9 protein-coding genes and 1 pseudogene are annotated in these 7952 nt (G+C 70.5%); 4 read left to right on the top strand and 6 right to left on the bottom strand.

The genetic code is table 11. The features are described 5' to 3' along the window. Positions 1 to 45: 45 nt before the first annotated feature. The 3 genes from AC2W7M_RS15165 to AC2W7M_RS15155 form a co-directional block, all read right to left on the bottom strand. Positions 46 to 582 carry an alanine racemase gene (locus AC2W7M_RS15165; protein WP_486133071.1) on the bottom strand — a complete coding sequence of 179 codons (537 nt, stop codon included), beginning with the start codon at positions 580 to 582 and terminating at the stop codon, positions 46 to 48. Beyond that, positions 579 to 1259: a GntR family transcriptional regulator gene (locus AC2W7M_RS15160; protein WP_486133070.1), complete on the bottom strand. Its 681-nt coding sequence runs from the start codon at positions 1257 to 1259 to the stop codon at positions 579 to 581. Before AC2W7M_RS15160 ends, AC2W7M_RS15165 begins: the two co-directional genes overlap by 4 nt. A gap of 156 nt (positions 1260 to 1415) precedes the next feature. After that, positions 1416 to 1844: an organic hydroperoxide resistance protein gene (locus AC2W7M_RS15155; protein WP_486133069.1), complete on the bottom strand. Its 429-nt coding sequence runs from the start codon at positions 1842 to 1844 to the stop codon at positions 1416 to 1418. A gap of 195 nt (positions 1845 to 2039) precedes the next feature. Here AC2W7M_RS15155 and AC2W7M_RS15150 point away from each other — a divergent pair, with 195 nt between their 5' ends. Together AC2W7M_RS15150 and AC2W7M_RS15145 are read left to right on the top strand one after the other, a co-directional pair. Then, a complete protein-coding gene (locus AC2W7M_RS15150; protein WP_486133068.1) occupies positions 2040 to 2522 on the top strand; it encodes a MarR family winged helix-turn-helix transcriptional regulator in 483 nt (160 codons plus the stop codon). Positions 2523 to 2612: 90 nt separating this feature from the next. Then, the gene (locus AC2W7M_RS15145) at positions 2613 to 3317 is read left to right on the top strand and encodes an alpha/beta hydrolase (RefSeq protein ID WP_486133067.1); all 705 of its coding nucleotides are present in this window, start codon (positions 2613 to 2615) and stop codon (positions 3315 to 3317) included. 241 nt (positions 3318 to 3558) lie between these two features. On the opposite strand, the gene AC2W7M_RS15140 is transcribed toward AC2W7M_RS15145, so the two are convergent. The 3 genes from AC2W7M_RS15140 to AC2W7M_RS15130 form a co-directional block, all read right to left on the bottom strand. Further along, positions 3559 to 3732, bottom strand: coding sequence for a YdcH family protein (locus AC2W7M_RS15140; protein WP_486133066.1), 174 nt, complete (start codon positions 3730 to 3732; stop codon positions 3559 to 3561). A gap of 423 nt (positions 3733 to 4155) precedes the next feature. After that, positions 4156 to 4953, bottom strand: coding sequence for an enoyl-CoA hydratase (locus AC2W7M_RS15135; RefSeq protein WP_486133065.1), 798 nt, complete (start codon positions 4951 to 4953; stop codon positions 4156 to 4158). Beyond that, on the bottom strand, positions 4950 to 6179 hold the full coding sequence (locus AC2W7M_RS15130) for a CaiB/BaiF CoA transferase family protein (RefSeq protein ID WP_486133064.1): 1230 nt from the start codon (positions 6177 to 6179) through the stop codon (positions 4950 to 4952). Before AC2W7M_RS15130 ends, AC2W7M_RS15135 begins: the two co-directional genes overlap by 4 nt. Positions 6180 to 6234: 55 nt before the next feature. Here AC2W7M_RS15130 and AC2W7M_RS15125 point away from each other — a divergent pair. Together AC2W7M_RS15125 and AC2W7M_RS15120 are read left to right on the top strand one after the other, a co-directional pair. Continuing rightward, positions 6235 to 7140, top strand: a pseudogene (locus AC2W7M_RS15125) (xanthine dehydrogenase family protein molybdopterin-binding subunit); the annotation flags it as partial. A gap of 38 nt (positions 7141 to 7178) precedes the next feature. Further along, positions 7179 to 7952, top strand: a 774-nt coding sequence (locus AC2W7M_RS15120) for an AAA family ATPase (protein WP_486133063.1), incomplete at its 3' end; no start/stop codon positions are given.

Here is a 7952-nt window from a genome sequence, read left to right as displayed (position 1 = left end):
CGCATCGGCCCGCGCGCAGCGTCCCGCACGTGCTGGAGCGGGCCGCTATAGGCCTGGAGCCCGCGCAGCACGAGGCCGGGGCGCGGCGGCCACCGCCCGCGCCACCGGCAGCAGGTCCTGGCCGCGAAGGCCCATGCGGTCGTCGCCGGCATCGATCTCCACCAGCACCTCGAAGGTCACGCCATGCGCGGTGGCGGCCTCGGACAGCAAGGCGACGTGCGCCGCATCGGCGGTGAGGGTCGTCACCCGCACCCGCCGGGCCAGAGCGGCAAGGCGGGCGAGCTTGGCCCTGCCGACGATGTGGTTGGAGACGAGCAGATCGGCGACCCCGCTCGGCAGCAAGGCTTCCGCCTCGGAAACCTTCTGGCAGCACAGGCCGACCGCGCCGGCGGCGAGTTGCCGGCGGGCGATCTCGACGCATTTGTGGGTCTTGGCATGGGGGCGGAGCGCGATGCCGGCCTGCCGGGCGAACGCCGCCATGGCGGCGATGTTGGCCTCAAGCGCATCGAGGTCCACCAGCAGCGCCGGGGTGTCGATGGCCGCCAGCGGATCGCCGGGCCGCGCGGGGAAGGACGCGCTCACTCGGCAGCCGCGGGCGCGTCCTCGCCGAGCGATTCGTGCACCATGCCGGACTTGTGCTTCAGGTGCTCCTTCAGCACCGCGGCGAGGCGCGCGCCGTCGCGCCGCTCCAGCGCCGCCATCATCTCCTCGTGGTCGCGCACCGCCTCGGCCCAGCGCTCGGGCGACTTCTTGGCGGTGAAGCGCACCGCATGGATGCGCACCAGCAGGGTCTGGTAGAGCTGGGTCAGTTCGGCATTGCCGGCGGCGGCGAAGAAGGCGTCGTGGATGGCGCGGTTGAGCTTCATGTAGGCGGCCGGGTCGCCCTCCCGGAAATGGCGCACCATCTCGTCATGCATGCGGCGGATCTCGGCGATGCCGGCGTCCGAGATGCGGGCGCAGGCGATCTCGCCGGCCAAAGCCTCCAGCGCCCCCATGATGGGGAAAAGCTGGTCCACCTCCTGCGGCGTGATTCGCGCGACCGAAGCCCCGCGATTGGGCGAGAGCACCACGAGGCCGGACGAGGCCAGCACCTTCAAGGCTTCGCGCAGCGGCGTGCGGGAGACGCCGAAGCGCGCGCACAGCGCCTGCTCGTTGATCTTGTCGCCGGCGCGCAGCTCGCCGCGCAGCAGCATGCCGTGGAGCAGGTCGACGAGTTCGTCGTGCAGGCTGCGCCGTGAGATCAATCCCGCTTCGGACACGGTCGAACGCTCCACCGGGCGGCGGCGCCCGTGCGCCGGTTCCTTCGCCCGGACGAATTATGAATGCATCCGGGGGCGCTGTTCAATCCTGGAAGCCGGCGACGGTTGACGGCAGTCGCCGGCGCCCCTCCCGCCGGGGAGAGGGGCGCCGTGCGGTCAGACCACCGAGAGCTTCACGTCGATATTGCCGCGGGTGGCGTTGGAGTAAGGGCACACCTGGTGCGCCTTCTCCACCAGCGCCTGGGCGGCCTCCCGCTCGACGCCGGGCAGGCTCACGGCGAGCGCGATCTCAAGGCCGAAGCCGCCTTCCGAGCGCGGGCCGATGCCCACGGTGGCCGTGACGGTGGTGTCCGCCGGCACCTTGGCGGTGCCGCCCTGCGAGGCCACGAACTGCATGGCGCTGAGGAAGCAGGCGGAATATCCGGCGGCGAACAGCTGCTCGGGATTGACGCCCTGCGCGCCGTTGCCGCCCAGCTCCTTGGGGCGCGCCAGCTTCAGGTCGAGCGCGCCGTCGAGCGTGGCGGTGCGGCCTTCCCGGCCGCCATTGGCGCGGGCGGACGTGGAATAGAGGACATTGACGGACATGAGAGGTCTCCTGGCTTGGGGCGCCCTCGGTTAATTAATCGAGAGCGATTTAATCGTGTACGATCTTTATCGCCGAGACCGGGATAGATGTCAATGCTTGCGATTATATCGATGCGATAATTATTTTGGATCGTCGCGGCCGTCCCGCTCCTCTATGCCGCCTTCGCCATCCCGGCGGGCGCACAGGATTCCGCCATGTCACCCCCGTCACGGCCCCCTGCCCCGGAGACGCCCACCGCGATCCCCCCGCTGGACGAGTTCCTGTGCTTTGCGATCTATGCCGCCGGGCACGCCATGACGCGGTTCTACAAGCCGCTGCTCGACCCGCTCGGCCTGACCTATCCGCAATATCTCGCCATGGTGGCCCTGTGGGAAAAGGACGAGCGCACCGTGGGGGCGCTTGGCGATGCGCTCGGCCTCGAATCGAGTACCTTGACGCCGCTGCTGAAGCGGCTGGAAGCCATGGGCCATGTGGTGCGCACCCGCGATCCAAAGGACGAGCGCGTGGTGCGCGTGCGCCTCACCGACCAGGGCCGGGCGCTGCGGGATCAGGCCGCTTCGGTGCCCGGCTGCCTGTTCGCCGCCTCCGGCCTCTCCTGGGAGAAGGTGGTGGGGCTGCGGAAGGATCTCGTCGACCTGCGCCGCGCACTGGAGCAGGACGGGCGCAGCGCCGGCTGACATTAGGCGCCCCCTGAACCGCCCTTGACGCCGCGCGGCGCGTCGGGCCATGGATCGGGTGTTCCGTATCCGGTCGACCAGAGGAATGCGATGCTCGACGGCGCCATCGATCCCGGCCTCGCCGGCCGCCTCTCCTTCACGCCCGACGTGCCGCGGTCCAAGCCGGCGCTGCCGCCCGGTCGGAACGACCTGGGCCTGTTCGCCGAACGCGACGCGCTGCTGGTGGTGCCGGAGGGGATCGATCCCGAGGTGCCCACGCCTCTGATGGTGCTGTTCCACGGCGGCGGCGGCAGCGCGCAGAAGATCCTGCCGATGATGGAGCAGCACGCGCTGTCCCGCGGCTTCCTGCTGCTGGTGCCGCAATCGCTGTTTCCCACCTGGGACATCGTCATCGCCGGCAACGGGCCGGACCGCGAGCGCCTCGACCAGGCGCTGGCCGAGGCGGCCGCCCGCTTCCGGATCGATCCCGCGCGCATCGCCTTTGCCGGCCATTCGGACGGCGGCAGCTATGCGCTCTCGCTCGGCCTCACCAACGGGCGGTTCGTCACCCACGTCATCGTCTCGTCGGCGGGCTTCATGTCGGTGCACCTGCAGGAGGGGGCGCCGCGGGTCTTCCTCTCGCACGGCATCGAGGACACGCAGATCCCCATCGACCGGAGCGGGCGCGCCCATGCGCGCCTGCTGAAGGGCGCGGGCTACGACCTGACCTACATGGAGTATCACGGCCCCCACGCCTGGCAGCCGCCGGTGGCGGCGCTCTCCGTGGGGTTCTTCCTGGACGATGCGCCGGCCTAGGCAGCGGCAAAGTCGGCGGCGGCCAAGTCGGCAGCAACAAAGTTGGCAGCAACAAATTGCGCGGCGGCGGTGGCTGCGGCGGCATCCGTGACCGCAGCCGAAGCACACGCCGGACGCACCGGCCCGAGGATCAGTCCTCTCAGGCGCGTCCGGCGTGCGCCGACCTGGGCAGCACCGGGCGATCCGCCAGCCCCGCACGGGACCGGCGTGAACGCCCGATCGATACCCGATGTTGAGAGAGTCAGTGGACCGTTGCGGCGGTGCGCGTGATCTGGTCCTTCAGTACCAGCTTCTTGCGCTTCAATTCCGCCAGTCGGAGCGGATCGGAGCCCGGATGGGCGAGCTCGCGGTTGATTTCCTGCTGGATGGCCGCGTGACGACGCTTGAGTTCGTCAAGGTGCGACTGGATGGACATGAAGTGCCTCTCCTTGTCTGCAACGCGAAGACTCAAAGACTGTCACGGAGATGGCAAAGAGTCGAACCCATTTCGCGCCTGATCGCGAAAATCTCATCGGCCGGCTTGGCCGGCGGTAGCCGACGCGCGCGGGCGGTAGCGACGGGCCGGAGCGTCAGGAAGCGTTTCTTACTTGAACCTTACTTGGCCGAGGGCGGCCCGTTGCCAGGCGCCTTCGGCGCCGTTCGGGAGGCTGCGGCAGGGTGCGCGACGCGGGCCGCAAACGGAGACCCCACCGCCGTCCGCGCGGCCTCGCGTGGATGCCTGGAGCAAGCCCGGGCATGACGGCTGTGAGGATGGCCGCCGTAGGGATGCATGGTTGGCGTGGGCAGGCTCGGCCGGCCCTCCCCCCTTCGTTCCCGCCGCTCGGCCCCTCCTCGCCGCCTAGTGCCCCTCCCATTCCGCCTTGCGCTTCTGGGTGAAGGCCTTCACCCCGGCCTTGAAGTCGGCGCTGCCATAGACCGCGCGCACCAGGTCCTCGTCGCGCGGGGTGAGGTCGGTGCGCAGGCGCAACAAGGCCGCCTTGGTGGCGGCCATGGTCAGCGGCGCGTGGCTCTTCAGCGCCGCGCACATCACCCGCACCTTGGCGTTCAGCTCCTCCGGCGGCACCACGGCGGCGAGATAGCCGGTGGGGGCGATCTCCTCGGCGGTGGGCATCTCGGCGAGCAGCAGCATGCGCTTCACCCAGGCCTCGCCCAGATTGGCGGTCAGCCGTGCGAGGTTCGACGCCGACAGGCAGTTGCCCAGCGTCGCGGCGACCGGCACGCCGAAGCGCGTGCCCGACGCCGCCACCCTGAGATCGCAGGCATTGGCGATGGCCATGCCGCCGCCGGCCGCCACGCCCTCCACCACCGCCAGCGTGGGGACGGACAGCTGCTCGATGCCGGCGATGAAGCGCTCGACCTTCTTCTCGTAGGCGATGCCGTCCTCGCCCGAGGCGAAGGCGTCGAACTGGGTGATGTCGGTGCCGGCCACGAACGCCTTGCCGCCGGCGCCGCGCAGGATGCAGACGCGCACGCTGGGATCGGCGGCGATGGTGGCGCACGCCTCGGCCAGTTCCTCATACATGTGCCAGGTCATGGCGTTGCGGGCGGCGGGGCGGTCGAAGGTGATGCGGGCGATGCCATCGGCGATGGCAAGGCGGGTCGAGCCTTCGGCGCGGGCCGGGGCCGCGCCGCTCATGGCGCCTCCGGCGCGAACGCGCCGGCCTCCTCCAGCGCCGCGAGCGCCGCCGCGTCGAGCCCGGCCTCGGCCAGGACTTCGCGCGTGTGCTCGCCGAGCAGCGGCGGATGCCGCCGCACCTGCTGGGGGGTGCCGGTGAGCTTCACCGGAAAGCCGATATTGGGCACCGTGCCCTCGACCGGGTGATCGATCTCCATGCGCATCCCCCTGTGCCGCCCGTGCTCGCTGTCGAAGGCTTCAGGGTATGTGTGCATGGCGCCCGCGGGAAGACCCATGGCGAGCAATTCCCCAACCCATTCCTCAGAGTTGCGGGTGACGAAGGTCTCCTCCAGCGCGGCGATCAGCGCCTCGCGGTTCTTCAGGCGCGCCGGATTGTCGGCAAAGCGCGGGTCGGCGAGCAGTTCCGGGCGGCCGATGGCCTCGCACAGCCGGGTCCACAGGCGCTGGTTGGTGGCGCCCATGACGAACCAGCCGTCCTTGGAGCGCACCGCCTGATAGGGCGCACTCATCTTGTTGGAGGTGCCCACCGGCCCCGGAACCACGCCGGTGCCCCAGTATTCGCAAACGTCCCAGATGGAGAAAGCGAGCGCGGCGTCGAACAGGCTGGCGTCGATGAACTGGCCGAGCCCGCTGCGCTGGCGGCCGATATAGGCCGAGAGGATGGCATAGGTGGCGAACAGAGCGCAGCCGATGTCGGCCACCGGCACGCCCGCCTTCACCGGCGGCATGCCCGGATGGCCGGTGACGCTCATGACGCCGGACATGGCCTGCGCCATCAGGTCGAAGCCCGGCCGCTGCGCCCAGGGCCCGGTCTGGCCGAAGCCGGAGATGGAGGCATAGACCAGCTGCGGGTTGCGCGCGGCGAGCGTCTCGTAGTCGATGCCGAGCTTGCGCGTCACGCCCGGCCGGTAGTTCTCCACCAGGATGTCGGCGCCGTCGGCGAGCGCATAGAAGGCGTCGCGCCCGGCCTGGGTCTTCAGGTTCAGCGCCACCGAGCGCTTGTTGCGGTTCATGTTGAGGAAGCCGAGGCTGTCCGCGCCCTTCAGCTTGAAGCCCATGGCGCCGCGGGTCTGGTCGCCCGCGCCCGGCGGCTCGATCTTGATGACGTCGGCGCCGAGGTCGCCGAGCAGCATGGCGCAGACCGGCCCCGCCATCACCTGGCTCACGTCGAGGACGCGCACCCCTTCGAGGGGCAGCGGGCGGGCGGGCTCGGGGATCTTGGTCATGGGCTCTGTCCGCAGAAGGGAAGAAAAGGTGATCGCGCAGGCGGCGAGGGCGCCCGGCGCGTGGGGTGTGGCGCTCTCGGCCATCGATCTCGGCCAAGGCATGAAGCAGGTGACGCGGCAGGTGGCCGCCGAGACGCTGGGCGTGCCCATCGAGGACGTCTATGTGGACACCGCTGACAGCGACACCGGCCCCCACGACATGGGCTCGTTCGCCTCGCGCGGCACCCACCGCATGGGCAATGCCGTGATCGCCGCCGCCCGCGAGGCGCGTGGCGTGCTGCTGGAGGCGGCGGCCGAGGAACTGGAGGTGAATGCCGCCGACCTCGTCACCGACGGACGTGGCAACATCCATGTGCGCGGCGCGCCCTCGCGCAGCATCACGGTGAAGGCCACCGCCCTCGCCGCCCAGTTCAAGCAGGGCCGCACCATCGCAGGGCGCGGCATCTTCCTCATCCCGCTCTCGGCGGTGGATGCCGAGACCGGCGAGATGAACCCCAACACCGCCTTCGCCCATGCCTGCCTGGTGGCCGACGTGACGGTGGACGACGAGACCGGCGAGGTGACGGTGCTGCGCATGACCAGCGCCTACGAGCTCGGCCGCGTCATCAATCCGCGCATGGTGGAGCAGCAATTGGTGGGCGGCGCCTGGATGGGCATCAGCCATGCCCTCTACGAGACGCCCGAGCCCTATTATCCCGACCCGGAGCACGGCCCGCGCGACTTCAACGAATACCTCATGCCCGGCCCCGGCGACATCGCGCCCTACCACGTCACGGTGCTGGAGCGCCCGGCGCCGGACGGTCCGTTCGGCGGCAAGGGGCCGGGCGAGATGTGCGCCAATCCGGTGCTGCCGGCCATCGCCAACGCCATCTACAACGCCGTCGGCGTGCGGGTGGACGAGCTGCCGCTGACGCCGGAGAAGATCCTGCGCGGCATCAAGGCCAATGGCGGCGTGCGCCCCAGCCGCGCCGCGGCGGCCCGGCGAACTGGCGCTGACCCATGGCCCTGCGCACCAATGTCGCCGGCATCGTCAGCCCCGAGGCGCTCGCGGACGCCCTGCGCGCCGCGATGTATCTCGCGGACGACGGCATCGCCACAGCCGGCTATCTGAGCCTCGCGCTCGGCAAGCCGCTGCTGCTGGAAGGCGCGCCGGGCGTGGGCAAGACCGAGGCGGCGAAAGCCCTCGCCGGCATATTGGGGCGCCAGCTCATCCGCCTGCAATGCTTCGAGGGCATCGACGCGGCGGCCGCCCTCTACGAATGGAACTATCCGCGCCAGATGCTGGCCATCCGCCAGGCGCGGGAGGGCGAAAGCATCGACATCTACCGCGACGACTTCCTCATCGAGCGGCCCATGCTCGCGGCCCTGCGGCGGCCGGAATCCACCGTCCTCCTCATCGACGAGATCGACCGGTCCGACCACGAGTTCGAGGCGTTCCTGCTGGAATTCCTCTCCGACTTCTCGATCTCGATCCCCGAGCGCGGCACGCTGCGCGCCGCCGAGCGGCCGGTGGTGGTGCTCACCTCGAACCGCACCCGCGAGCTGCACGAGGCGCTCCGGCGGCGCTGCGTCTACCACTACATCGCCTATCCCGAGCCGGAGCGGGAGGCGCAGATCATCATGATGCGCTCCTCCGCCGTGGCGGAAGGCACCGCGCGGGCGGTGGTGCATGCGGTGGGCCTGCTGCGGCAGGAACCGCTGGCCAAGCCCCCCGGCGTCGCCGAGGCGGTGGACTGGGCCGAGGCGGCGACCGCCCTCGCCGGCACCGGCGCG

It is taken from the genome of Xanthobacter sp. BG11Y11_SDJG (assembly GCF_057364445.1).
The sequence above is the reverse complement of the archived record's forward strand: the minus strand, read 5'-3'. Positions and strand labels throughout refer to the sequence as shown.

Bases quoted from the DNA above. Each gene is read 5' to 3' on its own strand.
- AC2W7M_RS15145 (WP_486133067.1), top strand. From the start codon at position 2,613: ATGCTCGACGGCGCCATCGATCCCGGCCTCGCCGGCCGCCTCTCCTTC.
- AC2W7M_RS15155 (WP_486133069.1), bottom strand. From the start codon at position 1,844: ATGTCCGTCAATGTCCTCTATTCCACGTCCGCCCGCGCCAATGGCGGC.
- AC2W7M_RS15140 (WP_486133066.1), bottom strand. From the start codon at position 3,732: ATGTCCATCCAGTCGCACCTTGACGAACTCAAGCGTCGTCACGCGGCC.
- AC2W7M_RS15130 (WP_486133064.1), bottom strand. From the start codon at position 6,179: ATGACCAAGATCCCCGAGCCCGCCCGCCCGCTGCCCCTCGAAGGGGTG.
- AC2W7M_RS15150 (WP_486133068.1), top strand. From the start codon at position 2,040: ATGTCACCCCCGTCACGGCCCCCTGCCCCGGAGACGCCCACCGCGATC.
- AC2W7M_RS15135 (WP_486133065.1), bottom strand. From the start codon at position 4,953: ATGAGCGGCGCGGCCCCGGCCCGCGCCGAAGGCTCGACCCGCCTTGCC.